The organism is Methylocystis sp. sgz306128, from assembly GCF_056032725.1.
Genome location: NZ_JBVYWO010000008.1, coordinates 75,978 through 102,090, shown reverse-complemented (window position 1 = coordinate 102,090; position 26,113 = coordinate 75,978). Strand labels below are relative to the sequence as shown.

The 26,113-nt window shown below is 60.5% G+C and carries 22 protein-coding genes; 11 read left to right on the top strand and 11 right to left on the bottom strand.

The genetic code is table 11. The annotated features are described in order from the left end of the window. On the bottom strand, positions 1 to 1,830 hold the full coding sequence (locus tag AC0N03_RS12995; protein WP_474289232.1) for an ABC transporter ATP-binding protein: 1,830 nt from the start codon (positions 1,828 to 1,830) through the stop codon (positions 1 to 3). 298 nt (positions 1,831 to 2,128) lie between these two features. On the opposite strand from AC0N03_RS12995, the gene AC0N03_RS12990 reads away from it, so the two are divergent. Next, complete coding sequence (locus AC0N03_RS12990; protein ID WP_474289231.1) at positions 2,129 to 3,589, top strand: TolC family outer membrane protein; 1,461 nt, start codon at positions 2,129 to 2,131, stop codon at positions 3,587 to 3,589. Here the strand turns inward: AC0N03_RS12990 and AC0N03_RS12985 are convergent. Beyond that, positions 3,565 to 3,810: a DUF3297 family protein gene (locus AC0N03_RS12985; RefSeq protein ID WP_474289230.1), complete on the bottom strand. Its 246-nt coding sequence runs from the start codon at positions 3,808 to 3,810 to the stop codon at positions 3,565 to 3,567. The two genes, AC0N03_RS12990 and AC0N03_RS12985, sit on opposite strands and share 25 nt — an antisense overlap. A 358-nt stretch (positions 3,811 to 4,168) precedes the next feature. Here AC0N03_RS12985 and AC0N03_RS12980 point away from each other — a divergent pair, with 358 nt between their 5' ends. From AC0N03_RS12980 to AC0N03_RS12955, 6 genes are all read left to right on the top strand, one after another. Beyond that, positions 4,169 to 5,170, top strand: a complete 1,002-nt coding sequence (locus AC0N03_RS12980; protein ID WP_474289229.1) for a Gfo/Idh/MocA family protein — start codon at positions 4,169 to 4,171, stop codon at positions 5,168 to 5,170. A gap of 279 nt (positions 5,171 to 5,449) precedes the next feature. Continuing rightward, the gene (locus AC0N03_RS12975; protein ID WP_474289255.1) at positions 5,450 to 6,676 is read left to right on the top strand and encodes an ABC transporter substrate-binding protein; all 1,227 of its coding nucleotides are present in this window, start codon (positions 5,450 to 5,452) and stop codon (positions 6,674 to 6,676) included. 184 nt (positions 6,677 to 6,860) lie between these two features. Further along, on the top strand, positions 6,861 to 7,793 hold the full coding sequence (locus tag AC0N03_RS12970) for a carbohydrate ABC transporter permease (RefSeq protein ID WP_474289228.1): 933 nt from the start codon (positions 6,861 to 6,863) through the stop codon (positions 7,791 to 7,793). Then, on the top strand, positions 7,793 to 8,734 hold the full coding sequence (locus tag AC0N03_RS12965; RefSeq protein ID WP_474289227.1) for a carbohydrate ABC transporter permease: 942 nt from the start codon (positions 7,793 to 7,795) through the stop codon (positions 8,732 to 8,734). Before AC0N03_RS12970 ends, AC0N03_RS12965 begins: the two co-directional genes overlap by 1 nt. A gap of 4 nt (positions 8,735 to 8,738) precedes the next feature. Further along, positions 8,739 to 9,848: an ABC transporter ATP-binding protein gene (locus AC0N03_RS12960; protein ID WP_474289226.1), complete on the top strand. Its 1,110-nt coding sequence runs from the start codon at positions 8,739 to 8,741 to the stop codon at positions 9,846 to 9,848. Continuing rightward, the gene (locus AC0N03_RS12955) at positions 9,848 to 11,356 is read left to right on the top strand and encodes a GMC oxidoreductase (RefSeq protein ID WP_474289225.1); all 1,509 of its coding nucleotides are present in this window, start codon (positions 9,848 to 9,850) and stop codon (positions 11,354 to 11,356) included. Before AC0N03_RS12960 ends, AC0N03_RS12955 begins: the two co-directional genes overlap by 1 nt. 106 nt (positions 11,357 to 11,462) lie before the next feature. Here the strand turns inward: AC0N03_RS12955 and AC0N03_RS12950 are convergent, their stop codons facing one another. After that, positions 11,463 to 12,929 carry an MDR family MFS transporter gene (locus tag AC0N03_RS12950; protein WP_474289224.1) on the bottom strand — a complete coding sequence of 489 codons (1,467 nt, stop codon included), beginning with the start codon at positions 12,927 to 12,929 and terminating at the stop codon, positions 11,463 to 11,465. Positions 12,930 to 13,134: 205 nt separating this feature from the next. Between AC0N03_RS12950 and rph the strand changes: the two genes are divergently transcribed. After that, on the top strand, positions 13,135 to 13,851 hold the full coding sequence (gene rph, locus AC0N03_RS12945; RefSeq protein ID WP_474289223.1) for a ribonuclease PH: 717 nt from the start codon (positions 13,135 to 13,137) through the stop codon (positions 13,849 to 13,851). On the opposite strand, the gene AC0N03_RS12940 is transcribed toward rph, so the two are convergent. Together AC0N03_RS12940 and AC0N03_RS12935 are read right to left on the bottom strand one after the other, a co-directional pair. Beyond that, complete coding sequence (locus AC0N03_RS12940) at positions 13,852 to 14,172, bottom strand: DMT family protein (RefSeq protein ID WP_474289222.1); 321 nt, start codon at positions 14,170 to 14,172, stop codon at positions 13,852 to 13,854. A gap of 50 nt (positions 14,173 to 14,222) precedes the next feature. Continuing rightward, the gene (locus tag AC0N03_RS12935) at positions 14,223 to 15,215 is read right to left on the bottom strand and encodes a glucokinase (RefSeq protein ID WP_474289221.1); all 993 of its coding nucleotides are present in this window, start codon (positions 15,213 to 15,215) and stop codon (positions 14,223 to 14,225) included. Positions 15,216 to 15,401: 186 nt separating this feature from the next. On the opposite strand from AC0N03_RS12935, the gene AC0N03_RS12930 reads away from it, so the two are divergent. Beyond that, positions 15,402 to 17,030: a fumarate hydratase gene (locus AC0N03_RS12930; protein WP_474289220.1), complete on the top strand. Its 1,629-nt coding sequence runs from the start codon at positions 15,402 to 15,404 to the stop codon at positions 17,028 to 17,030. A 99-nt stretch (positions 17,031 to 17,129) separates the two neighbouring features. Here AC0N03_RS12930 and pgl read toward each other — a convergent pair whose 3' ends face one another. Together pgl and zwf are read right to left on the bottom strand one after the other, a co-directional pair. Then, positions 17,130 to 17,822: a 6-phosphogluconolactonase gene (gene pgl, locus AC0N03_RS12925; RefSeq protein ID WP_474289219.1), complete on the bottom strand. Its 693-nt coding sequence runs from the start codon at positions 17,820 to 17,822 to the stop codon at positions 17,130 to 17,132. After that, positions 17,819 to 19,297: a glucose-6-phosphate dehydrogenase gene (gene zwf, locus AC0N03_RS12920; protein ID WP_474289218.1), complete on the bottom strand. Its 1,479-nt coding sequence runs from the start codon at positions 19,295 to 19,297 to the stop codon at positions 17,819 to 17,821. Before zwf ends, pgl begins: the two co-directional genes overlap by 4 nt. A gap of 136 nt (positions 19,298 to 19,433) precedes the next feature. Here zwf and AC0N03_RS12915 point away from each other — a divergent pair, with 136 nt between their 5' ends. Both AC0N03_RS12915 and AC0N03_RS12910 read left to right on the top strand, forming a co-directional pair. Beyond that, positions 19,434 to 20,354, top strand: coding sequence for a PfkB family carbohydrate kinase (locus tag AC0N03_RS12915; RefSeq protein ID WP_474289217.1), 921 nt, complete (start codon positions 19,434 to 19,436; stop codon positions 20,352 to 20,354). Beyond that, positions 20,347 to 21,255 carry a pseudouridine-5'-phosphate glycosidase gene (locus AC0N03_RS12910; RefSeq protein ID WP_474289216.1) on the top strand — a complete coding sequence of 303 codons (909 nt, stop codon included), beginning with the start codon at positions 20,347 to 20,349 and terminating at the stop codon, positions 21,253 to 21,255. The genes AC0N03_RS12915 and AC0N03_RS12910 overlap by 8 nt, the downstream gene beginning before the upstream one ends. A gap of 16 nt (positions 21,256 to 21,271) precedes the next feature. On the opposite strand, the gene gnd is transcribed toward AC0N03_RS12910, so the two are convergent. The 4 genes from gnd to AC0N03_RS12890 form a co-directional block, all read right to left on the bottom strand. After that, a complete protein-coding gene (gnd, locus tag AC0N03_RS12905; RefSeq protein ID WP_474289215.1) occupies positions 21,272 to 22,258 on the bottom strand; it encodes a phosphogluconate dehydrogenase (NAD(+)-dependent, decarboxylating) in 987 nt (328 codons plus the stop codon). A gap of 26 nt (positions 22,259 to 22,284) precedes the next feature. Then, complete coding sequence (locus tag AC0N03_RS12900; RefSeq protein ID WP_474289214.1) at positions 22,285 to 23,289, bottom strand: heparan-alpha-glucosaminide N-acetyltransferase; 1,005 nt, start codon at positions 23,287 to 23,289, stop codon at positions 22,285 to 22,287. A 6-nt stretch (positions 23,290 to 23,295) separates the two neighbouring features. Next, complete coding sequence (locus tag AC0N03_RS12895) at positions 23,296 to 24,546, bottom strand: cytochrome P450 (RefSeq protein WP_474289213.1); 1,251 nt, start codon at positions 24,544 to 24,546, stop codon at positions 23,296 to 23,298. A gap of 85 nt (positions 24,547 to 24,631) precedes the next feature. Continuing rightward, on the bottom strand, positions 24,632 to 26,113 hold the full coding sequence (locus AC0N03_RS12890) for an HlyD family type I secretion periplasmic adaptor subunit (protein ID WP_474289212.1): 1,482 nt from the start codon (positions 26,111 to 26,113) through the stop codon (positions 24,632 to 24,634).

The window sequence follows — 26,113 nt, the reverse complement described above, 5'->3', positions numbered from 1 at the left end:
TCAGACCTCGCTGGTGCTTTCCTGTTCAAACTGATGATGATACAGGCTGGCGTAAAGCCCCTGCTTTTTCAGCAGCTCATCGTGAGCGCCGTCTTCCACGATCCTCCCGCCATCGAGAACAAGAATTCTGTCGGCATTCAGGATCGTTGTCAGGCGATGTGCGATGACCAGCGTGGTGCGCCCCTGCATCAGGCGGTCGAGCGCCATCTGCACCATATGCTCGGACTGGCTGTCCAGCGCCGAAGTGGCTTCGTCCAGCAGCAGGATCGGCGCGCCTTTCAGAATGGCGCGTGCAATGGCGATGCGCTGGCGCTGGCCGCCGGAGAGCTGGACGCCGTTCTCGCCGACATTGGTTTCGTAGCCCTTGGGCAATGCGCTGATGAATTCATGCGCATAGGCATCGCGTGCCGCGGTTTCGATCTCTTCGTCGCTCGCGTCAAGGCGTCCGACGCGGATATTGTCGCGGATATTGCCCGCAAACAGATAGGTGTCCTGGCTGACGAAGGCGATATGTCCGCGCAGCGACGCAACGCTCAGGTCGCGGATATCCTGTCCGCCGACACGGATCGTGCCCTTGTTCACGTCATAGAAACGCTGCAGAAGGGCGAACAATGTTGACTTCCCGCCGCCGGAGGGGCCGACAAGGGCCGTCTTGCTGTGCGGGGCAATATCGAGATTGATGCCGCGCAGCACAGGCTGACCCGCGCGATAGGAAAATTCCACAGAATCGAAGGAAATAAGCCCCGTTTTTCTGTCTTTCGCGTAAATATCCAGATCCCGGGATTGGAGAACAAGCCCATCCTCGCGTTCGGTCACATCGGCCGGAGAATCGAGGACATCGAACATCATGTTCACACCGAAGATGCTCTGTTCCAGATTGATCTGCAGGCGGGCAAGACGCTTGGCTGGTTCATAGGCAAACAAAAAGGCCGTGAGGAACGAGATGAAATTGCCCGGTGTCTGGTCGCCCTTGGCTGAAGCCCAGCCAGCATAAAGCAGAATGATGCCGATAGCCATGCCGCCAAGAGACTCCATGAGCGGGCTGGAACGCGCCTGCAGCGAGATCAGGCGGTTGGCGCGCTGCTCCAGCGCCAGCACCGCCTCTTCCATCTGCCCGCGCATCCGGGGTTCGAGATTGAAGCTCTTGATGATGCGGGCGCCCAGCACCGTCTCCTGCAGCAATTGCATTGCCCGCGTCGCAAGCAGGAATTCCTGTTCCATGACACCGCGCACGCGCCGGATCAGCCGCGAGACGCCGAGAATGGCAATGGGCGCAATGACGAGCGTAATGACCGTAAGCACAGGCGTCTGGATCAGCATGACCGAAATGAGGCTGACCAGCGTCAGGAGGTCGCGTCCGAAGCTGACAACGATCATGTTGATCACGTCGCGAGCAGAATTCGCGCCGCCCGATACACGCATGACCAGTTCGCTCGAGGGCGTCTTGGTGAAATAGTCAAGCCCGAACTTCAGCACATGCTTGTAGACGCGCTGCTGCACATCGGCCACGATGCGGTTGCCGACACGCCCGAGCGTCACATCCTGTCCGTAGCTCGAAAGCCCCTTGGTCGCGAATATACCAATGATGACGAAGCACAGCGGCAACAGCAATTGCATGTCGTGATTGATCAGCATGGCGTTGACCACATCGCGCATGATCCACGCCGAGAGGGCGGTGCTGCCCGAAACCATCACCATGAAGACCGCTGCAAGCGCATAATAACGCCAATAATGCAGAAAATTTTCTGAGAACAGCCGCCGGATCACCGCGCCGTTTTTGCCGCCAAGGATAAAAAGCCGCCGCTTTTTGCGCTGAACATGTTCGTCCACCAAATTATGCCCTTCTTGTCCCCGGCCGCATCTCAGCCTGACAGCCAACTATCATATTCGCGCGCGCCTGCAAATTGCGCATTGCCCGGTGATGCCCATTGAACCGGCTCGACGCAACCTGTTCCGTCTGCGGAACGGGGAAGAACCGGACTTCATTATGCCTTTGGGTCTGGTTGATTAAAAGTAATAAAGAGCAAAAATCCTTATATAATTTAAATATATTTCTAAATTTAGACTCATAACCAAATATTAATTCGAAATTGATAATTTTATTGAAGTAATAATAAAAGAGTATGCGATGAATATCCGAGTCTTGCGTTTTGTATTAAGCCTGTTGTTGCCGTGCGGCGCAATTATCGCATTTTCTGATCTGAAAGCGGAGGCTGAGACGTTGCAGAGTGCCTTGCAGGCCGCTTATGCGAACAATCCCTCGCTATCCGGCCAGCGTGCGGCAACACGGGCTGCGGACGAAAACGTTCTCAGAGCGCGTTCGGGCTTTCTGCCCCAGATCGGATTATCAGGGCAGAGCGGGTATCAGAGTTCTGGCTATGAATATCCGAGCTTCCGTTCGGTAACGAAATCTACCAGCCACCTTCGCCCGAGCTCAATCGGTCTGACCGTGCAACAGAACCTCTGGAATGGCAACAAGACGGCCAACAGCGTCCTGCAGGCACAAGCCGGCGTGAACTCCAGCCGCGAACGTTTGCGTCTGACCGAGGAATCCGTGTTCCAGTCGGGGATAAAGGCCTATATGGATGTTGTGCGCGACAGAGCGATTCTGGCGCTGCAAAGCTCCAATCAGGACGTGCTGAATGAGCAGCTCAAGCAGACGCGGGGCCAGTTTTCGCTGGACAACGCGACGCGCACCGATGTCGCTCAGGCCGAGGCGGCGCTGGCGCGCGGCACGGCCGATCGTCTGACAGCGGAGTCGAATCTCAAATCCAGCGAGGCGGCCTACCGCCAGGTTTTCGGCAGTCTGCCAGGAGAACTTCAATCGCCGCCGCCTGCGGGAAATGGCATCCCGGCCACGCTTGACGAGGCTGTTAGGGGTGCGCTCAAAGAGCATCCCGCAGTGCGCGGAGCCAGAGAAGATGTCCGGGCTGCTCAGCTGAATGTCGATATCGCCCGCGCGGCCTTCTTTCCGGTGCTCTCTCTGTCGGGGCAAATTCAGAAGAGCTACAATTCCTACAACAGTCTCGATAATTCACGGAATTGGGTTGCCGGCATCTCGGCCAGCCTGACCGTGCCGATTTACGATGGCGGGCTGACGGACGCAACGCAGCGTCAGGCGCGCGAGCAGCTCACGCAGCAGCAGGCGGATCTGGACGCCCAGCAAAACAAGGTGCGCGCCGAACTTGTCTCAGCCTGGGGCGTATTCAGGAACAGCGCGGCCGTCATCCGCGCCGCACAATCGGAGGTAGACGCCGCAGCCATTGCGGTGACCGGCGTGCGCGACGAGGCCCAGTTCGGCCGGCGCACCATTCTTGACATACTCAACGCCCAGCACGCGCTGGTCAGCGCCCGCGTCAATCTCGTCAAGGCGCAGCACGATCAGGTTGTCGCGTCCTATGATCTTCTCGCGGCGCTGGGGCGCCTGTCCTTCGAATATCTCCGGTTACAGGGCAAGGCCTATGACGCGGAGGCACATCTGCTCGAGCGCGTTCAGTTCGGTTTCGGCCTGCGCCTCGCTACCCTGACGGATGAGGATACAGGCGAAAACGCGCCGGTCGCAGCTCAGTCCCGGGACTCGCGCCAGTAGGGCTCCACCTTGCCCTTGAGCTTGATGGTCATCGCATTGCCGAAACGATCCCTCGCGTTCCCGGCCGTGACACGCACCCAGCCCTCACTGACGCAATATTCATCGATATTGGTGCGGTCCGCGCCGTCGAAAATGACGCCGACGCCGCGTTCCAGCGCGGCCTCGTCATAATAGGGACTCTTGGGATTGGCGCTGAGGCGGTCGGGCAATGCATCATTCATGATCGGCTCTTTCCTGAAGTTTTTCAGCCAATGGCCTGATCAGCGGCTTTTCGTCAAGAGCTTTGGCCGCGAGGCGGAAAATTTTGCAATTATCGACATTTGCGTCGAATTTGGTAATCTTGGGTAGCATTTGCAGAAAATAGGTTGAACTGTTCAATTTTTTGGTTTATGGAACGTTCCAATAAAGAGTTTCTGAAATAATGAATATGCCTGGGGAGGCAATAACTGGGAGGCTGAGGCAAAGGCTGCCTCGGGAAATTGTGCTGCGGCTCCGGAGCCCGACACAAACCGATTTTGCAGCCATCTCCCTTCATTTTATTTTCCCGGGCCCTATTCTTTATCGCAAGGAGGGGCATGAATGAGCGCGCTTCGCTGGGGTCTGATCGGGGCAAGCACGATCGCCAGGGAATGGGTGATTCCGGCTATTCGCGCCGCGGGTGGCCTGCCACGCATTGTCATGTCCTCAGATGCGGCGCGCGGCGCTGATTTTGCCGCCGCAAATGGTGTTGAGCACGTTGCCGGAAGCCTTGACGAGGTTTTTGCCGATGTCGATGCCGTCTATATTTCTACCACCAACGAGTTGCACAAGCAGCAGGCTCTGGCCGCCATCGCAGCGGGCCGGCATGTTCTGTGCGAAAAGCCTCTGGCTATGAGCCTCGGGGATGCGCGCATCATGGTGAAGGCCGCGCAGGAGGCCGGAGTGGTGATGGCCACCAACCATCATCTGCGCAATGCCGCCACGCACCGCGCCATGCGCGCGGCCATCGGCGCGGGCAGGATTGGCAAGCCCCTGTTTGCGCGGGTGTTTCATGCGGTCTATCTGCCGCCGCACCTGCAGGGCTGGCGCATCAATAATCCGGGAGCCGGTGCGGGCGTTGTTGCCGATATCACGGTGCACGACGCCGATACATTGCGATTCGTGCTCAACGATGATCCGGTGGAGGTAACCGCGTTCACGCAGGAAGGCGGCATGGGCGCGCCGGGCATCGAAGATGGGGTCATGGGCGTTGTAAGGTTCGGCTCCGGAGTTCTGGCGCAGTTTCATGATGCCTTCACCTGCCAATATGCCGGAACGGGTTTTGAGGTGCATGGCACGGAAGGCTCGCTCATCGCGCGCAACTGCATGACACAAAAGCCGGTCGGCGAGGTTGTGCTGCGGCATCAGGGCGGCGAGGAGCAACTGGCCCTCGTTCATGAAAATCTTTACGAGCGCGCGATACGCGCATTTCATGGCGCTGTCAGGGGCGAATGCGCCCCCGCTGCGACCGGAGAAGACGGCGTCAGATCCATGGCGCTTGCCTTTGCCGCGCTGCAATCGGCGCGCGAAGGGCGGGCCATAAAAGTGGAGCCGGGAATTTGAATGCCGGATGCGCAGGCGTTTCGCGCCCGCGGCGCGGGTGCACGCGGCGCGCTGGCAGGTGGACATTGGCGCTGAAAAGCGTCTGTATGAATGAGACCGGATACAGCCTGATGCGGACAGCCCGTAATAATGGGGTCGCACAGACTGTTGAAGGTTCATGCGGGCCGGTAAGGCCGGAAGATTCCGGTCGGGGCCAGAGTGATACGCGCCGGACGTTCTTCCGGCAAAGGACCAAGGGAGAAACAGATGTCAAATAGAACAAAATTGCTGGCCGGGGTTATGTTGGCTGCGTTCGGATTTGCAGCGCCGGCTCATGCCCAGGTTAAGGAAGTGCAGATGCTGCACTGGTGGACCTCGGGCGGTGAAGCTGCCGCTCTGAACGTCCTCAAGCAGGACCTCGCCAAGGAAGGCTATACTTGGAAGGACGTTCCGGTTGCAGGCGGCGGCGGCGATGCCGCCATGACCGCCCTCAAGGCCATGGTCGCTGCCGGCAACAACCCGACGGCCTCGCAGATGCTTGGCTACACGGTTCTTGATTACGCGGCTGCCGGCAAGATGGGCGACCTGACTGCGACCGCCAAAAAGGAAGGCTGGGACAAGGTCGTTCCCGCCGCTCTGCAGAAGTTCGCTGTCTATAAGGGCAAGTGGGTCGCTGTTCCGGTGAACGTGCACTCGGTCAACTGGCTGTGGATCAACAAGGCCGTCCTCGAAAAGATCGGCGGCACCGAGCCCAAGACCTTCGACGATCTCATTGCCCTTCTGCAGAAGGCCAAGGCAGCCGGCGTGATTCCGCTGGCGCAGGGCGGCCAGCCCTGGCAGGAAGCCACCATGTTTGACTCTGTCGTTCTCGCGACCGGCGGTGCAGACTTCTACAAGAAGGCTTTCAACGATCTCGACCCGGCTGCTCTGAAGTCGGATACGATGAAGAAGGCTTTCGACAATCTCGCCAAGCTGCGCGAATTCACCGATCCGAACTATGCCGGACGCGACTGGAACCTTGCCACCGCCATGGTGATCAAGGGTGATGCGCTCCTGCAGGTGATGGGTGACTGGGCGAAGGGTGAATTTGTCGCCGCCAAGAAGGTTGCCGGTACCGACTTCCTCTGCCCGCGCTTCCCGCAGACTCAGGGCAGCGTGATTTATAATTCGGACATGTTCGGAATGTTCAAGGTTCCGGCTGACCGTCAGGAAGCCCAGATCGCACTTGCCACGGCAACGCTGTCCAAGAGCTTCCAGTCCGCCTTCAACGTGGTCAAGGGTTCGGTTCCGGCCCGTGTCGACGTTCCGGATACCGCCTTTGACGCTTGCGGCAAGGCCGGCATGAAGGATCTGGCTGAAGCCAACTCCAAGGGTACGTTGTTCGGCTCGCTGGCGCAGGGTTATGGCGCGCCTCCGGCTGTGGCCAATGCCTACAAGGACGTCGTGACCAAGTTCTTCCATGGCGAAATCAAGACCTCCGAGTCGGCTGTTGCCGAACTCTCGAAGGCGATCGACGCTGCCAAGTAAGAACGGACCTCGCGTCCGGGACTCCGCCTCATCCCGAGCCTGTCGGAAGACAAGGCCGCGGGATGAGGTTGGATAAGGTCTCCGCTCATACGGAGGAGACAGAATCTCCTGCTTTGCATTCCCCACCCTGACTTATCGAAGGGTGGGGGAACACTTCCTGTTCACCCAGCTCAAGGATTGCAGCATGACGCTCGCAGCATCCAGTTCCGTACACGCGCGCCGCGACCTGCGCAGCCGTCTTCAGGACGCGCTGCCGAAACTGGTGCTGGCGCCCAGCTTTGCCGCTCTGCTGTTTTTTGTTTATGGGTTCATTCTCTGGACCATCTATCTTTCATTCACCAATTCCAAGGCCTTCCCGAGCTACGATCTGGTGGGCTGGATATCCTATAAGCGCCTGTGGGGCTGGACTTTCGAATATGACCCGCCTTCAAGCTGGTATACGGCGATTGTCAATATGGGCCTTTTCGGGGGACTCTATGTGGTCTTCTGTCTGGTTCTCGGCCTGACGCTGGCAATCCTGCTCGACCAGAAAATCCGCGGCGAGGGTGTGCTGCGCCCGATCTATCTCTATCCGCTGGCGCTGTCCTTCATTGTGACCGGAACCGCCTGGAAGCTGTTCCTCGATCCCGGCATCGGACTTGAAAAGGCCATGCATGTCTGGGGCTGGACAAGCTTCAAGTTCGATTGGGTGGTCAATCCGCGCATGATGATCTATTGCGTCGCGATTGCCGGCATCTGGCAGAGCTCGGGTTTTGTCATGGCCATGTTTCTTGCGGGCCTGCGCGGCATTGACGGCGAGATCCTCAAGGCGGCCCAGATTGACGGCGCGTCGGCCTTCCAGACCTATCGGCGCATCATCATCCCGATCATGCGGCCGGTGTTTCTCTCGGCGCTGATCGTGCTCGCGCATATGGCGATCAAATCCTATGATCTCGTGCTTTCGGTGACGGGCAAGAATCCGGGCGGGGCGGCGGAACTGCCCTCGACCTTCATGTATTCCTACACCTTCACCCGCAACCAGATGGCGATCGGCTCGGCCAGCGCCGTGATCATGCTGATGACGATTGCCGCCATCATGGTGCCTTATCTTTATTCCGAACTGCGGGAGAAGAAATAATGAGCGTCGACGCCCTTCTCAAAGCGCCGGTGCGCGAGCCCTCGCGTTCTTCGGCCACCAGCCGTGTCATCATCTATGGCCTGCTGCTGATTTTTGCCCTGATCTACCTGCTGCCGCTGGTTGTGATGGTCATGACATCGCTGAAGCCGCTTCCCGAAGTGACGGGCGGCAACATGTTCGCGCTGCCGCACCAACTGACCTTCGAGCCCTGGACCAAAGCCTGGGGCAAGGCCTGCGTCGGCCTGACCTGCGAAGGCATCAAGGGCTATTTCTGGAACTCCATCAAAATGGTGGTTCCGGCCGTGCTCATCTCCACCATATTGGGCGCGCTCAATGGCTATGTGCTGACCAAATGGCAGTTCAAGGGACACCGTCTGGTGTTCGGGCTGATGCTTTTTGCCTGCTTCATTCCCTTTCAGTCGGTGCTTATTCCCATGGCGACCGTGCTGGGCCAACTGGGCGGGCTGGGCGAGAGCCTGACCGAGACATTCGGCTGGGATTTTGGCTTCGGCGCGCCGACCGAAAATCTCGTGATCGTGCATGTGGTCTATGGTCTCGGCTTCACCACCTTGTTTTTCCGCAATTATTATGACGCCTTTCCCACCGAGCTGATCAAGGCGGCGCAGATGGACGGTGCGGGCTTCTTCCAGATTTTCCGCCGTATCCTGCTGCCCAATTCCATGCCGATCTTCATCGTCACGGTGATCTACCAGTTCACCAATATCTGGAACGACTTCCTGTTCGGCGCGACCTTCGCCGCAGGCGATTCGATGCCGATGACGGTGGCGCTCAACAATGTGGTCAACACCTCGACCGGCGTCGTTGAATATAACGTCAATATGGCTGCGGCGATCATCGCCGCCCTTCCCACCCTTTTTGTTTATATTGTCGCGGGCCGCTATTTTGTGCGCGGTCTCATGGCAGGCGCCGTCAAAGGATAGAACCATGGCCTTTCTCGATATTGTGAACCTGAAAAAAAGCTTCGGCGCGGTTGATATTCTCAAGGGCATCGACCTTGAACTCGACAAGGGCGGATTTCTCGTGCTGGTCGGGCCTTCGGGCTGCGGCAAATCCACCCTGCTTAATACAATAGCCGGGCTTGAAAGCATCACTGCCGGCGAGATCCGCATCGACGGGCAGGTGGTCAATGATCTGCACCCGTCCAAGCGCGACATTGCCATGGTGTTCCAGTCCTATGCGCTCTACCCCAACATGACAGTGGCGCAGAACATTGCCTTCGCGCTCGAAATGCGCGGCGTTCCGGCAGCCGAGCGCGCTGCGGCGGTGGACAAGGCGGCCAAAACCCTGCAGATCACGCATCTGCTGGGCCGCAAGCCCAGCCAGCTCTCCGGCGGCCAGCGCCAGCGCGTCGCCATGGGCCGTGCGCTCGTGCGCGATCCGCGCATCTTCCTGTTCGACGAACCGCTCTCCAACCTCGATGCGAAGCTGCGTGTTGACATGCGCGTCGAGATCAAGCGCCTGCATCAGACAACCGGCACAACCATTGTCTATGTCACGCATGACCAGATCGAGGCCATGACACTGGCAACCAAGATCGCCGTTCTGAAGGATGGCGAAGTGCAGCAGTTCGGCACCCCATCTGAAATTTACAACAAGCCGTCGAACCTGTTTGTCGCCGATTTCATGGGCTCGCCCGCGATGAACCTGATCGAGGGCACGATCGACCGCTCCGGCGGCGGGGTGCGCGTCGTCATGCAGCGCGAGGGCGATGACGCCATTACGCTTGCCCTGCCGGGCGAGGTGAAGAATGCCGCGCAGGGCCAGAAGGTGATTCTTGGCATCCGCCCTGAAGCCATCACCGATCCGGCCAGCGCCGACCATCATTCGACGCATATCGAAAAGGTCAGCGCCCATGTCGATGTGGTGGAACCGGCTGGCGCCGACACTTTTGTCGTCACCAAGCTTGGCGGCGCCGAGGTCACGGCGCGTCTTCGCGCCGATATCGACGTCGTTTCGGGCAAGCCGATGGTTTTCGCCTTCAACATGGAAAAGGCTGTCATCTTTGATCCGGCGACGACCAAGCGGATCGATTGATGACGAAGCAGCCGGATATTCTGATCATTGGCTCGGGCATGGGCGGGGCAAGCCTCGCCTATGGGCTTCGGGGTTCCGGTCTCAAGGTTCATGTTCTGGAGCGCGGCACCCACCTGCCGCGCGAGCCGGAAAACTGGAGCGTAACCAGTGTTTTTCATCAGAAGCGCTATCGCTCCGGCGAGGAATGGCGCGATCAGGATAACCGCGCCTTCAAACCGAACCAGCATTATTTTGTCGGCGGCAACACCAAGATGTACGGCGCCTGCATCATGCGCTTTCGTCCGCGGGATTTTGACGCCGTCGAGCATCATGAGGGCATTTCGCCTGCCTGGCCGATCTCCTATGACGAGCTGGAGCCCTATTATTCCCGCGCCGAATCCATGCTGGGCGTGCGGGGCGAGGCCGGGCTTGATCCGGGGGAGGGGCCGCGCTCCCGTCCTTATCCGCATGCGCCCATCGCGCATGATCCGCCGATCGCACGGCTTTTTGAACATCTCAGGAAGAGCGGCTACAGGCCGTTTCCGCTGCCGGCTTCCGTGCAGCAGGGCGATGGCGGCAAATGCATCCGCTGCAAGACCTGTGATGGTTTTCCGTGTCAGGTCGATGCCAAGGGCGATGCCGAGAATTGCGCCCTTCGTCCGGCGTTGCTTGATCCCGATATCACCATGGAAACCTCTGTCCGGGTTTTGCGCCTGCTCACCACGCCGGACGGCAGGCAGATTGACGGCGTCGAGGTGGAAACGCCGCATGGGCGCGAGATCCGCCGCGCGCCGGTTGTCGTGCTCAGCGCCGGTGCGATAAATTCCGCCCTGCTGATGCAGCGCTCGGCCAATGGCGCGCATCCCGATGGTCTTGCCAATGGCTCCGGCCAGCTTGGCCGCAATTATATGGCGCATCATCTTACGGCCATGATGTGCGTGAACCCGTTCAGACTCAACGAGACGGTCTATCAGAAGACCATTTCGATGAATGATTTTTACTGGGGCACCGACAGCTTCAGATATCCGATGGGTAATCTGCAGATGCTCGGCAAATTGCAGGCAGGCATGCTGACCGCCGAAGTGCCGCTTGTGCCGCGGCCCGTCATGCAGGCTTTGTCCAACCGCTCGATCGACTGGCTCGCCATGAGCGAGGATCTTCCCGATCCGGACAACCGCGTTCTGCCTGATGGCGAGGGCGTGAAGCTGATCTGGCGCCTGAACAACCGTGTGCCGAACCGCAGGCTTGCCGATGAACTGCGCAAGATCATGCGGGCCTTTGGTCATCCGCTGATTTTCGAGAAACATGGCGGCATCGAGACCACATCGCATCAATGCGGCACGTTGCGCATGGGCGCCGATCCCGCCTCCTCCGTTCTCGATCCGTTGTGCAAGACCTGGGAAATCGACAATCTCTACTGTGTCGACGGCGGGTTTTTCGTATCCTCCGCAGCCGTCAACCCGTCGCTGACCATCGCGGCGCAGGCCCTGCGTGTGGCCGACCATCTCCGGGCGCGGCTGGGGGTCTGATGGCGCGCGCTCCGGGGCTGTTTCCAGCCCTGACTGGGGTGCCCTTCTGAACCTCGCGCGATCTCCCCCGTCCTGAGCCTGTCGAAGGACGGGGAAAGGAATTGCCTTAATCGGCGATCACGGCCTCGGCGGCATGTCTGGCGCCGGCCTTGAGCGGCAGTTCGTCCATGCGCAGCAGGAAGAGAAAGGCGCAGAAGAAGCCCAGCGCCGCCGCCATGAAGATCAGGCGGAAAGCGGCGATCGCGACATCGCCGGTCAGCACCCGGTTGAGCATTTCCACGCTCTGTGCGCCGGTTCCGGCCAGCAGGATGGCGCCGAATATGGCCACCAGCAGCGCGCTGCCAAGCTGGCGGAAGAAATTGGCTGTGCCTGTGGCCGTGCCGAGCTGATGCGGCTCCACCGCATTCTGGATGGCGACCGTTGTGACCGGCAGCAACGTGCCCAGACCGATGCTCACCAGTCCGATGATGACCTCGACGCCGGCCAGCGGCAGGGACTTGCCGCCCAGCGCCAGAATGCTCAGTCCAAGAATGGCGAACAGAAGACCCCAGATCGGCAAACGCTTGTAATGCGTCAGATAAAGCATCACGCGCCCCGAAAGCGTTGCGCCGCAGACCGTGCCGATCATCAGCGGAATGAGCGCCAGCCCGGAATCGGCGGCGCTCAGCCCCGAGACGCTTTCAAAATAGACCGGCATGTAAATGGTCAGCCCGATATAGGTGCCCATGCCGAAAAAGGCCGAAAGCGTTCCGTTGAGCACCACTTTATTGCCCAGCAGTTCGACGGGAATGAGCGGTTCATGCGCAGTGCTGACGCGAAGGCCGAAGGCGGCCCAGAAAACCAGCGAAATGCCGACCAGCGCGGCGATGGGCAGCGACGTCCAGGCAAAGCGGATGCCGCCGAAGCTGAGCGCCAGCATGATCGACACAGTGGCGAGCATCATCAGCACCGCGCCCAGAATGTCGAGCTGGTGCGGACGGTCATGACGCGGCAGCCTGCGCAGCGACGAACTGGTCATGGCATAGGCGGCAATGCCGAGCGGCAGATTGATCCAGAAAATCATCGACCAGTGCAGATGCTCCGTGAAGAAGCCGCCCAGCACCGGCCCCAGCAGGCTCGACATCATGAAGACGCTGGCAATGTAAACCTGATAGCGCCCGCGCTCCTTGGGCGCGATGATATCGGCGATGATCGTTTGCGCCAGCGAGATAAGCCCGCCGCCGCCCGCGCCCTGCGCGGCACGGGCCACAATGAGAATGAGCATCGACGGCGCCAGCGCGCAGGCGATGGAACCGAGCGTGAAAATGACGATGGCGGTGAGAAGCACCACCCGCCGGCCATGAATGTCGCTGAGCTTGCCATAAAGCGGGGTGACGGCGGTCGCCGTCAGCAGATAGATGCTGGCCACCCAGGATATCTGATCCGGGTCGCCGAGGTCCCGTCCGATCGTGGGCATGGCCGTGGCGACGATGGTCTGATCCAGCGCGCCGAGCAGCATGGCCAGGATGATGCCGACGACAATGGTTTTGATATCCCGTTCGGAAAGAGCAGGAGCAGAATTGTGAACGTGCATGGAACTCATTTTACAATTGGCGCCGGATGCTTGGAGGGCGACGATAAGAACAAAAGCTTATACCCATCTGTCGCATACGTCGCAGCGTGACGATAATTTCTTGTTGCATGGCTGATACGCGAAAATTGAATGGCTCGGGGCAGGTGCCGGTTGCTTTGGCGGGAGAAGCCGCATAAAGACGGGCAATCAAAATGAGGAGAAGTTCATGCGCGCCAATAACAGAGCCGCCGACGCCCTGCGTCCTGTATCGATCGAACGCAACGTGGCGCGCTATGCCGAGGGCTCCTGTCTGATCAAGTTTGGCGAGACGCACGTGCTCTGCACGGCCTCTCTGGAGGAAAAGCCGCCGGCATGGCTGCGCGGTCAGGGCAAGGGCTGGGTCACGGCGGAATATTCCATGCTGCCGCGCGCCACCCATTCGCGCACACGGCGCGAATCGACCAGCGGCAAGCCTTCGGGACGCACGCAGGAGATTCAGCGTCTGATCGGCCGCTCGCTGCGCGCCGTCGTTGATCTTGGTCTGCTCGGGGAACGCCAGATCACGCTGGATTGCGATGTTCTGCAGGCGGACGGCGGCACGCGCACGGCATCCATCACCGGCGCCTTCATCGCGCTGACCGATTGCATTACCTGGATGCGCGGGCGGTCCATGCTGAAAGATTCGCCGATCAGAGATCATGTGGCGGCCATTTCCTGCGGGATTATCAAGGGCGTGCCGATGCTCGACCTTGATTATAACGAGGATTCCACCGCCGAGACGGATGCCAATTTTGTCATGACCGGCAAGGGCGGCATCGTCGAGGTGCAGGGCACAGCCGAGGGCGTGCCTTTCACCGAGGCGCAATTGGGCGAATTGCTCGGACTTGCGCGCGGCGGCATTGCGCAGCTGGTCGATGCGCAGAGGCAGGCGCTGATCGGCTGATCAGCGTATCGGCCCGTAGAAAATGAAAAATGCCCCCGCGGCGATGAAGCCGAAGCCGACGGCGTGGTTGAGCGTCAGCTGCTCCTTGAGCACGAAGGTGGAAAATCCGGCGAAGACCGTGAGGGTGATGATCTCCTGCATGGTCTTGAGCGCAGCCGTCGAATAGACCTGATGGCCGATGCGGTTTGCCGGCACGGCCAGCCAATATTCAAAAAACGCAATGCCCCAACTGGTGAAGACCGCGCTGTATATGGGCGAGCCGACATATTTCAAATGGCCGTACCAGGCGAATGTCATGAACACATTTGAGGCGAACAGCATGAATATCGGCAAGGCAGCCGGAGAGCGCAAAAATTAAATCATGGCGATCGTTAGTTCCAGGCGCGTCTCTCATAGTCGATAGCATAGGCTCGCGGGTTTGCCCCGATGGCTGCCATGCCATGAAGCACCGCTTCCGGATTGACAAGAAGGGCTGTGCCGACGCGCTTGGCCAGACCGTCCACCGGAGCCTTGTTTTCGAACGCAGCGCGGAATGTGGCCGGAGCAAGACGCGCGATGATGCGGGGCAGAATGCCCCCCGCCAGAGTGACGCCGCCGGTTGCGGCGAAGGTGATGGCCATGTCTCCCGCGAACCGGGCGACGATCTTCCAGTAGGCATTGATCGTTGCCGCCTCATTGCTTGCCGCGTCGGCCAGAGCGGCGGACACGATGGTCGGGCCGTCCTGCCCGGGAATGGCCAGCCCGCGGGCCTTGGCGCGGGCATTGTGGATGCGGATAAGGCCGGCGCCGTTCATCACGCTTTCGGTGGTGACGCGGCCAAAGACCCGCTCGAGATGCGGCCAGAATGCTTCTTCTTCCGCGCCGACGGGGCCAAAATCGATATGGCAGGCCTCGGAAGCCACCGGCACATGCCGGCCGCCCGTCTCGATCAGCGCGCCGATGCCAAGACCGGTGCCGGGGCCGAGAATGAGGCGCGGGCCGGGGCCGGCTGTAATCTGCGGGCCGATGACATGCAGCCATTCCGGGCGGAAAGCGGGCAGGCTCAGCGCCTGCGCCTCAAAGTCATTCAGGAGCAGTCCTTGGCTCAGGCCGAGCGCCGCCGCAATCTTCGGGCCGTCCATCAGCCATGGCGCATTGGTGAGCTTGAGCGTGAGGCCATTGACCGGCCCTGCCCCGCAGGCGATGACGGATCGCACTTTGACATCGAGCCCTGTCATGGCTGCCGTAATGGCTTCCGCAAGGCCAGGGAAGCTTGCGGTTTTCAGACGGGCAATGATGGTCAGTTCGCCGCCCGCCTCACGGATGAGGCCGAACCGGGCATTGGTTCCGCCGATGTCACAAACAAGAAGCGGGAATTCAAACATGCGCCCGGTCTCCGGAGAAGGAATGATTTCATTGAACTTTCGTCTGGTTTGGCGAAGGGCGCGCCGCCTGTCAATGGCCAAAACATCCAACCGGGCCAGTTTGCCTGTGCAACGCAAGCAGCGCTTGGAAAAGCAGGCCAAAGCGCTTATGAGGGAGCCACTTCCTTTCAAAAATACAGGTGTGTCATGGATCAATATGCCAGTCTTTTTCCTCTGGGCAAGGATACGACGCCTTACCGCAAGCTCTCCTCTGACGGCATCAAAGTGCTGCATCTTGGCGGGCGCGAAGTGCTTTCGGTGAGCAACGAGGCCATCCGCTTGCTGGCCGAGCAGGCGATGATCGATATCAACCACCTGCTGCGGCCGGGCCATCTCGCCCAGCTTGCAAAAATTCTCGATGATCCGGAGGCTACCGAGAACGACCGCTTCGTCGCCTATGACCTGCTGAAGAACGCCAATATCGCGGCGGGCGGCGTGCTTCCCATGTGCCAGGATACCGGCACAGCCATTGTCATGGGCAAGAAGGGCAATCATGTCTGGACGGAGGGCGAGGACGAAGCTGCGCTCGCGCAGGGCATCAAGGACGCCTATCTCAAGAAAAACCTGCGCTATTCGCAGGTTGCGCCTTTGTCGATGTTCGAGGAGCAGAACACCCGCACCAATCTGCCCGCCCAGATCGAGATTTACGCGGCATCGAAGCATGAGCAGGCCGAGGACACCTATAAATTTCTGTTCGTCGCCAAGGGCGGCGGTTCCGCCAACAAGACATTTCTGTATCAGGCGACGCCGTCTCTTCTCACCCATGACCGGATGGTCGCCTTCCTGAAAGAGAAGATTCTTACCCTCGGCACCTCCGCCTGCCCGCCCTATCATCTGGCTATCGTCATTGGCGGCACCTCAGCCGAACTGGTGATGAAGACGGTGAAGCTCGCCTCCACCAAATATCTCGACAATCTGCCCACCTCCGGCGGGCCGGACGGCCATGCCTTCCGCGATCTTGCCATGGAGGAGGAAATTCACCGGCTGACGCAGCAACTCGGCGTCGGCGCGCAGTTCGGCGGCAAATATTTCTGTCATGACGTGCGTGTCATCCGCCTTCCGCGCCACGGCGCCAGCCTGCCGATCGGGCTTGGCGTGTCCTGCTCGGCGGACCGGCAGGCCATGGGCAAGATCACGCGGGAAGGTATTTTCCTTGAGGAGCTGGAACATGATCCGGCCCGCTTCCTGCCCGCCATCGACGAATCCGAATTTGAGAAAGGTGTCGTCAAGGTCGATCTTAACCAGCCGATGACGGATATCCTGAAGCTGCTTTCGGCCTATCCGATCCGCACCCACCTTTCGCTGTCCGGGACGATGATTGTTGCGCGCGATGCCGCCCATGCCAAGATACGGGAGCGGCTTGAGCGCGGCGAGCCGATGCCCGAATATATGAAGAACCACCCTGTCTATTACGCCGGTCCGGCAAAGACGCCCGCCGGCTATGCCTCCGGCTCGTTCGGCCCGACGACGGCAGGGCGCATGGACAGTTTCGTCGATCAGTTTCAGGCCGCTGGCGGCTCAATGATCATGCTGGCGAAGGGCAACCGGTCGGCTGCGGTTCGTGAGGCCTGCAAGCGATATGGCGGCTTTTATCTCGGCTCGATCGGCGGGCCGGCCGCGCGTCTCGCGCAAGATTGCATCAAGAAGGTTGAAGTACTCGAATACCCGGAACTGGGCATGGAAGCTGTCTGGCGTATCGAGGTTGAGGATTTCCCGGCGTTCATTGTCATCGACGACAAGGGCAACGACTTCTTCAAGGAGCTCAATCTGGGCTGAGCGGCGGCCACGCCTCTCGCTTATGTTGCTTCTGCAGAACCTTATAGCAGCAGACCAACCTCACCCTGAGCTTGTCGAAGGGTGAGGCAAGGCAGGGCTTCAGCCGCACCAGTAAACCTGCGCCTTGCCGGTGTTGAGGGCGGCGCGGACCGGCATGTCCAGCACGTCGGCGGGCGCGGCGCAGGCCTGCTCATAGACGGCGCGCTTGCCTGCGCCCTCAAAATGCAGGAACAGGTTTTGCGCGGTGAGCAGTGCGGGTGCCGTGAAGGTCATCCGCGGCTCCGGCGCGCCGGGCGCACGCATCGGCAGCACGAGCGGCGCATCCGGCATCAGCGCCGCGGCCAGATTATCGCCCTCCGGAAACCATGAGGCCGTGTGGCCGTCATCGCCCATGCCCAGCACCACGGCGTCAATCGGCAGCGGCAGGGCGTCCAGTCCGGCCATGATGCCGTCAAGGCCCGCTTCCGGCGTTTCGGCCTCGCTTACCAGCGGCACGAAATGTGCAGGCGTCGCCTCATTGACCAGCAGATGCTGATAGACCAGCCGCGTATTCGAGCGCTCTGAGCTTTGCGGCACCCAGCGTTCATCGGCCAGCGTGACGAAAACCCGGCTCCAGTCGAGCTTCTGCCAGGAAAGCGCCGCGAAAAAGGCCAGCGGCGTTCGCCCTCCCGAAACTGCGAGCGAGGCGCGCCCGCGCTGGACGATGCCCTCGCGCAGACATTTGGCCACGGCTTCGGCCAGAGCCTCGGCCAGCAGCGCACCGGAGATGAAATGATGATCGTAAGCGCTCATTCGATGTCTTCGTTCCAGGTGCGGCCATCGCGCTCCACAAGCGCAATCGAGGAAACCGGCCCCCAGGTTCCGGCCACATAGGGCCGCGGCTGATCGGAACTGTTGGCCCAGGCCGCGCGGATCGGATCAATGAAACGCCATGCGGCTTCCACTTCGTCGCGGCGCATGAACAAGGTTGCATTGCCGCGGATGACATCCATCAGCAGGCGTTCGTAGGCTTCCGGAATATGGCCATCGAACGTGGTGGCGAAGCTCATGTCCAGCGGCACATGCTGCAGGCGGATGCCGCCCGGCCCCGGCTCCTTGATCATCAGCCACAGCTTGATGCCTTCGTCCGGCTGGAGGCGGATCACCAGCCGGTTGGGCGGGATCATGCCCACGCTCTCGCCGAAGATCGAGAATGGCACGGGCTTGAAGACGATGGTGATTTCGGACACGCGCTGCGGCATTCGCTTGCCGGTGCGGATGTAAAACGGCACATCCGCAAAGCGCCAGTTGGCGACATTGACCTTCAGTGCCACGAATGTTTCGGTATTGCTGCTGTCGCGGCCCAGTTCTTCAAGGTATCCGGGTACAGCAGCTCCATCGCTCACTCCGGCGCGATACTGGCCGCGCACAGTGAGGTTGCCAGCATTGGAGGCGGTGATCGGCACCAGCGATTTCAGCACCTTGAGCTTCTCGTCGCGCACTGCATCGGCGTCGAGCGAGGAAGGCGGCTCCATCGCCACGAGGCAGAGCAATTGCAGAAGATGGTTCTGCACCATATCGCGCATGGCGCCGGAATTGTCGTAATAGGGGCCGCGGCCCTCGACGCCGATCGACTCGGCCGCCGTAATCTGCACATGATCGATATGCGCAGAGTTCCATATCGGCTCGAACAGGGCATTGGCGAAGCGCAGTGCCATGAGATTCTGCACCGTCTCCTTTCCGAGATAATGGTCGATGCGGTAGATCTGCTTTTCACTGAAGACCTTGCCGATGGCATCGTTGATGGCGGCGGCGGATTTGCCATCCTTGCCGATGGGCTTCTCGACGATGATGCGTGAATTCGGGGTCACCAGTTTCTGGCGAGCGAGGCCATCCGCGATAGGGCCGAACAGATCGGGGCTCGTGGCGAGGTAATAGGCTCGTATCTTGTCGGGATGGGAATTGAGATGGCTGGCCAGAACATCCCAGCCGGATTCGCCCTTGGCGTCCACGGCGACATAATCGACGCGGGACATGAAACGTTCGATGCAATTTTGTTCAAGCGCGTCAGGGGCGACAAATTTTTTGAGGGCGTCAAACACGCTCGCCTTGAAGGCTTCAACATCCATGTCCTTGCGCGAAATGCCGATAATGCGGGTGGGTTCAGAAAACTGGTGGTCGGCATCGCGGCGGAACAGCGCCGGAAACAATTTGCGATAGGCAAGGTCGCCAGTGCCGCCGAAGACGACAAGATCGAAAGGTTCGACGGTGACTATACGGCTGACCATGCGGACTTCCCTCTTTATAACCTATATACTAGCCTGCATCGGACCATCGGTCGATGCCCGGGCGGTGAATAGCATAGGATCGTTCCAAAACCTAGACGTTCGTCGTATGATTCGTTAATTCGGCAGTGAGGGTGCGATGAAGGTTCTGGTGGTGGGCGGCGCGAATATCGACATTAAATGCCGCATTGATGCCGATCTCGTCATGGCTGCTTCAAACCCGGGAACTGTCAGTGTTTCGGTCGGCGGCGTCGGGCGCAACATCGCTCATAATCTGGCGCAGCTTGATGCCGAGGTGCATCTTGTCACCGCGCTGGGCGATGATCTTCATGCCGAAATGATCCGGCGCGCGTGTGAGGGGGCGAAAATTGCGCTCTCGGCCCATCTGTCCGCCAGGCCGACAGGAACCTACACGGCCATTCTCGATCAGGCGGGGGATCTCGTGGTTGGCGTGGCGGCGATGGAGTGCATCGTTGATCTCGCGGTTGTCGCCTTGGAGCCCGTTCTGGCGCGTGTGCCGCATCCCGACTGGCTGGTCGCCGATGCCAATCTTGATGCAGATGTGCTGATGTTTCTGGCCGGACATGCGCGGATGGCGGGCGCAGCTTTTGCCTTCGAGCCGGTGTCCGTGGCCAAATGCACGGCGATTTTGCCGGCTCTGCGGCGCTACGGGCTGGATTTCATGTCGCCGAACCGCGCCCAGCTTGCCGCACTTGTCCATGATGGGGCAAATCTGGATATGAACGATCTCGCCCCGGCCTGCGCGGCGCTGCATCGGCAGGGCGTGCGCAATATCATTGTTGGGCTGGGGCCGCAGGGGGCCTTCTGGTCCGACGGGCGCGCCAATGGCCGCGTTCCGGCTCTGGCAGAGGCCGTTGTCGATGCAACCGGGGGCGGCGATGCAGCCTTTGCCGGAGCACTCTGGGCGCTTCATCGCGGCGAAAGCCTCGATGTTGCTGCCATCAGCGGTCAGAGGGCGGCTGCGCTGGCGGTGAGCGTGCCACAAACAGTCAATGCGCTGCTTTGCGCGCGCTATCTGAAGGAAGAGGTTCATGATTGATTTTGATATTGCCGACGAAGTATCGGCGGCGCTCGGCAAGGGTGCGCCTGTCGTTGCCCTCGAATCCACCATCATCTCGCATGGCATGGCCTATCCCGCCAATCTCGAAATGGCGCGCGCCGTCGAAGCCATCGTGCGTGAAAACGGCGCGGTTCCGGCAACTTGCGCGGTGGTGGGCGGGAGGGTCAAAATTGGCTTATCGCCCGCCGATCTCGAGTTCTTTGCGCAGGCGCCCGGCATTCTCAAGCTGTCGACACATGATCTGGCCTATTGCATCGCGATCAGGCGTCATGGCGCGACCACGGTCGCGGCAACCATGCGTCTGGCGGCACTGGCCGGTATCCGCGTCTTTGCCACCGGCGGCATCGGCGGCGTGCATCGCGGCGCGCAGCAGAGCTTCGACATTTCTGCCGATCTCATTGAGCTCGGCCGCACGCGCGTTGCCGTTGTCGCGGCCGGGGCAAAGGCCATTCTCGATCTTCCGGCCACATTGGAGGTGCTCGAGACGCAGATGGTGCCGGTGGTTTGCGTCGGCACCGATGAATTTCCCGCCTTCTACTCGCGCAGTTCCGGCCTGAAAGCGCCCTTGCGGCTGGATATGCCGCAGGAGATCGCCGCCATGCTCAGGGCGCAGGATCGGCTGGGCCTGCCCGCCGGCGCGCTGATCGCCAATCCCGTGCCGCAGGCCGATGAAATTCCGGCGGGCGAGATCAATGGCTTTATCGGGCGCGCGCTGGCTGAGGCCGAGGCGCAGAAAATCGCGGCCAAGGCGGTGACGCCTTTTCTGCTTGCCCGCATCAGCGACCTGACGCAAGGCCGCAGCCTTGCCACCAATATCGCCCTTGTCAAAAACAACGCGCGGCTGGCTGCGCAGATCGCCGGAGCTTATGCTGCCGGATAGCGGCCTCGCGGCTGACTCACGCCTGCCCGGGCTTTTTCTCGACATGGCCGCCGAAGCCTTTGCGCATGGCAGAAAGCATCTTTTCAGCGAATGTATGCCCCTGCCGTGAGCGAAACCGGGTGAACAGGGCTGCAGCCAGCACGTCTGCGGGCACGGCTTCGGACAGGGCAGCGTCCAATGTCCAGCGGCCCTCGCCCGAATCCTCGACATAGCCCGAGAAGCCAGCAAGATCATTGTCTTCCGCAAGACCCGCTGCGGCAAGATCAAGCAGCCAGCTCGAAACCACCGAGCCGCGCCGCCAGCTCTCCGCAATATCGGGCAGGTTGAGATCAAAACGCAATTCCTGCGGTAATTGTTCCGAATTGGCGTTTTTCATGATGTCGAACCCCTCGGCAAAGGCCTGCATCAATCCATATTCGATGCCGTTATGCACCATTTTGACGAAATGTCCGGCGCCATGCGGCCCGGCATGCAGATAGCCCTGCTCCGGTCGCGGATCCCGGCCTTCGCGATGCGGTGTCTTGGGGGTGCTGCCCGCTCCGGGCGCCAGCGTCGCGAATATCGGATCTAGCCGGTCGACCACGGCCGCTTCGCCGCCGATCATCATGCAATAGCCGCGCTCAAATCCCCAGACGCCGCCGCTTGTGCCGACATCGACATGATGCAGGCCCTTTTCCTGCAGGCTTTTGGCGCGGCGGATGTCATCCTTCCAGAAGGTGTTGCCGCCATCGATGATGACGTCGCCCGGCGCAAGCAGTGCCGAAACCTCATTGATTGCCGATTCGGTGATCGCGCCTGCCGGCAGCATGATCCATATGGCGCGCGGCGCCTGCAATTTCTCCACCATCTCCGCCAGTGACGCGCAATTGAGCGCGCCTTCCTGCGCCAGCGCCGCCCCGGCGGCAGGGTTGGTATCAAACACGGCACAGCTATGGCCATGCTGCAGCAGGCGGCGCACGATATTGCCTCCCATGCGCCCGAGGCCGATCATTCCCAATTGCATGTTTGTTCCTTTCGGGGCGGTATGTGTTATTTCGTAACGGGTTGGCGCCGGAGTTCATCCTGAATCTTGCGACCGCAGGCGAGCGCAAAATCGGTCAGGCGGGCGCGGCCTTGCACGTCAAGCCGATCCTGAATCGTCGCCGTCCACAGATCGTTTGTCTCAAGATCCTGCCTGAGGCAGGCAAATGCCTTCGCGCACAGGATGTCGGAGCCGCCGGCCTCGCGGCATTGCATGCGGAATTCCGCTTCAAAAGGCGTTTCGTGCGGCAGCAGGCTGGTTGTGCCCAGAAACAGGCCGAACAGGATGGGCTGATGCAGCAGATAGATGGCAAGGGAATGGCGCCCGCACCATAACAGCGCCCGCATCGCCCGGTTGGGCTGACGCCTTGGGCGGTTGTCATTGGCAAATTGCGGCCGGCGCAGAACGAGCCGCGCGTAAACCATGCCGGCGAGGACAGCGGCAAGGCCCGGAAACAGCGGCGCGAAATCATTGGTGCGCGGCAGGGTCTCGCCAAGGCCGAGCCAGACCAGCCAGATCGGATCAAATATGGGCGAGGCGAGCAGCGAGGGCAGCGCGATAGCCAGAAGGCTGAGGGCAACGAGCAACGGCAGCGGCGCCTTGATCAGCAACAGGCCAATCACCGAACTGACGAAGATATTGTGGAGAATGCCGAAGAAAATCCAGTCCTGCGGCATGAACAGGAAAGTGGCGAGCGAGATTGCCGCCGCGCCGAGACCAAGCATGCCAAGCCGCCGCCAGAACCTGCGGCGAAAATCGACGCGCGCACTGGCGAGGATCAGGCTGATGCCGACCAGCGCCAGAAAGCTCATGGCAATAATATGCGCGATGGCGCGTCCCACGGGTGAACCGGCGAGATCCGCCGGCACAAGGCGGAAATAGCCCAGATCCCAGCTCAGGTGATAAAGCACCATGGCCAGAACGGCGAAGCCGCGGGCAAGGTCGACGCCCAGACGGCGGTCATGCGTGCTTGGGGCGGCGGCGGGGCGCAGGGCAAACCGAAATTTCATCATATGCGTTCACAGGACAAGATGGAGCGCCTCCAGACCATGAAAATGATAGCTATTGCGATAGACGGGCGGGCGCGCAAGGCGCATATGCGGCAGCCGCGCAAACAGAATTTGAAAGGCAACCTGCATTTCAAGCCGCGCCAGCGGCGCGCCGATGCAAAAATGAATGCCCGCGCCGAATGAAACATGCGGGTTATGTATCCGCGTTGGCATGAACTGAGCCGCATTCTCAAACCGCGCCGGATCGCGGTTGGCAGCGCCCAGCATCAGGCCGATGCGCTCGCCGCGGCGCAGCTGGACGCCGGCATAGTCGAGATCCTCCAGCACATAGCGGTCAAACAGATGCAGGGGCGCATCGAACCGCAGGATTTCCTCGACGAAACGCGCGGTGCTTTCGTCATCGGCGAAAACGGCAGCGGGGTCGATGCCCTGTTCGAGCACGGCTTTCATGCCATTGCAGATGGCGTGAACGCTGGCCTCATGCCCGGCATTGAGCAGCAGGATGCAGGTGCCGATCAATTCATCTTCGGTGAGTTTTTCTCCATCGGCTGCGGCCGCGTTGAGCACCGCGATGAGATCGTCGCCCGGATGGCGGCGTTTGCGGTTCAGCAGGTCCCGCAGGAATTGCGAGAATTCCAGCGTTGCCGCCACCGCCGAATCTTCCGCGGCGCGCGTGCGCCCGAACTGATACATGGCGACCATGCGGTGCGACCAATCCAGCAGCGCCGGAATATGCTCGCGCGGCACACCCATGAAATCGGCGATGATGGTGGCGGGCAGCGGCGTCGCGAAGGCGCTCAGAAGATCGATCTCGCTGCCGCGGAAACTGTCGATCAGTTCATGCGCAAGCTGCGCGATGCGCGGGCGCAGCCGCTCCACCTGCCGCGAGACAAAGGCCCGGTTGACCAGCATGCGCAGGCGGGTGTGCGCGGGCGGCTCCAGTTGCAGAAGGGCGCGATCATCCATGTCGTAAAATGGCCGGACATGTTCGGGATATTCGGGGAGGCCGAGCGCGGCGCGGCTGGCTATATGGGTGATCTGCCGGCCAAACCGCCTGTCGCGCAGCAGCGCGTTCACGTCGTCATGGCCGATAAAGCACCAGAAACCATATTGTTTCCAGAAAAAAACCGGGCTAAGGGCGCGTATCTGTTCATAAACAGGGTAGGGATTCTGGAAAAAGGCGGGCGCGCGCGGATCAAGGTCGAGCTGGCGGCGCTGCAAATCAAACTGAAACATGGAGCCCTCGTGAAGCAGGTGCATTCTAGCAGCCTGCAGGGCTTAGGAAAGCCGGAATCGCGCGCGCCATTCATGCCCGGCGGCGCGCGCTCCGGATATCCCGCCGGCGTCAGCGCTCGCGCGCCGCTTCCTTCACGGTCTTCATCAGCGGTGAGAGCAGATAGCTCATCACACTGCGCGATCCGGTGCGGATTTCAACGGAGACGCGCATGCCCGGCTGGACAGGCTCCAGACGATGTTCTGTTGCGACCGCAGTTTTTGCCATGGCTATCCGTGCCGGGTAGGAGAGATCATAGGCCGGTGGCGGCGCATTCGGATTTCCGGTTATGCTGGCGATCTGCTGCGGTGTCGCCGCATCGCGGCCGATAGATTTGATTGTCCCCGCGACCAGTCCGTAGCGCGTGAACGGAAAAGCCTGGAATTTCAGTTCGACCGGCTGGCCGTCGCGCACAAACCCGATGTCGCTGTTCCCGATGAGCGCTTCAATTTCAAGGCCGCCATCGTCGGGTACGATCGTCATCAATGTATCGGCGGATGTGACGACGGCGCCCTTTGTGTGGATCTTGATGCTTTGCACCGTGCCCGAAACGGGTGATGTCAGCAACCGGTAGCTGACGCGCTGACGGGTCTTGATGATCTGCTGCTCCAGTTCGGCGACCTTCTGCAAAGACTTGGTGCGCCGGTCGGCGGCATCGATCATGTAATTGGCCCGCGTTTCTTCCAGCTTGCCGAGCAGGTTCTGGATGCCGGATTCGACTTCCTGATTCTTGGATTCCATTGCATGCAGCGCGGCTTCCTTTTCAATCAGCTGCTGGCTGGCGTCGATGACCGGCATGCGCGTGCCGAATTTCTTGTCGTAGAGCGCCATGGCCATATTATATTTCTCGTGCAGCAGCGGCAATGTTTCGCGCGTTTTCTGCATTTCGATTTTGGCGGAGTCCAGCGCCGCGCGCTGGCGGGCAATTTCCGCCTGGGACGCGGTTTCCTGCGCCGCGAGTTTCTCGATTTCATTGATCGTGCGCTGGCGCGCTGCCTCGACACGCGCTGGATTGATCGTCTGCGGTACGGAGAATGTCGCTGCCGGGTCTTTGAGCATCAGCAGGCGGGCGGATTCGGCGTCCAGTATCGCCTGATCGTGATCATAGAGCAGTTGATTGAGATCGGATTCGACATCGACGGGGTCAAGCTCCACGAGTGTCTGCCCCTTTTCAACGTGATCGCCATCCTGAACGGGAATGGACTTGATCGCCGCCGTTTCAAGCGGCTGGATCACCTTGGAATGACCGATCTGGATGACATGTCCTTCCGCTACCGCCACCATGTCGAGTTCGGCCAGGCTGGCCCAGATGATGCTGACGGTCACCATCAGGCAAAGCGTCAGCGCCGTAATGCGCGCGGTTGGCGAAGGCGGCGTTTCGATGACCTCGAGTGCGGCAGCGAGGAAGGCTGATTCGTCGCGCGTGCGGCGTGCGGCCTTCGCGGCTCTGGCGCGCGTCTTGCGGTCTGGCGCGGGAGGCGGTGCAGGCGCCTTCGGCGCGAGCTTGCGGCTTTTGGCCTTTTCGGATCGGCTCAGAAGATTGAACTTTGTCAT